General features: G+C 75.1%; 1 protein-coding gene. It reads right to left on the bottom strand.

The features are described 5' to 3' along the window. Positions 1-41: 41 nt before the first annotated feature. Positions 42-569: an RNA polymerase sigma factor gene (locus ACYVE9_RS29365; RefSeq protein ID WP_461030917.1), complete on the bottom strand. Its 528-nt coding sequence runs from the start codon at positions 567-569 to the stop codon at positions 42-44. Positions 570-748: the final 179 nt, after the last annotated feature.

Consider the following 748-nt stretch of genomic DNA (forward strand, 5'->3'; position numbering starts at 1 on the left):
GGACGGCACGCGCCCCGCGGAAGACCCGCACCGGGCCGGCGTCAGGCGGCGTCCCGGCGCCAGGCGTCCTGGAAGTTGCGGCGCGCGCGGTGCAGCCGGGAGCGCACGGTGCCCACGGGGAGCGAGAGCGTCGCCGCCATCTCCTGTTCGTTCATGCCGTAGACCGCCCGCAGGGTGAGGACCTGGCGGTGCTGGTCGGGCAGGCGCTCCATCACATCGGTGATGTGCACACCGTCCAGGGGGTCGGCGGCGTGGGCCAGGTCGGGCAGGCCGTCGGTGCTGCCCTGGTTGAGCCGCTTGGAGGTGCGGATCGCCTCCCGGACGGTCACGGCCCGTACCCAGCCGTAGAAGGCGGTGGGCTCGCGGAGGCCGCTCAGGCCGCGGTAGATGGCGAGCATCGCCTCCTGCGCGGCGTCCGAGCTGTGGCTCCGGGCGATGGGCACGCAGAGCCTGCCGACCAGGGGCGCGATGTGCAGCAGCAGGTCGTTCATCGCCCGGTGGTCTCCGGCTTGGGCACGGGGCAGCAGGGCCGTCACGGCGGGCGCCCCCGGCTCGGTCGCTGTTGTCACTTCTGGCACGCTCCTGGACTCAGCCTGAGGTGGCAGGCACTGGGGTGTCGGTGAGCCCTCCGACGGGTCGGACCACGTCGGCCGGGACGGATCGGTCAGGGGGCCGGGGGCTGGCCCGGCGCCGGATGGGACGCGGGCCGGGGCCCTGGCCCGTGGCGAGGCGGCGGCGGTACGGGAGG

This window comes from Streptomyces sparsus (assembly GCF_054776295.1).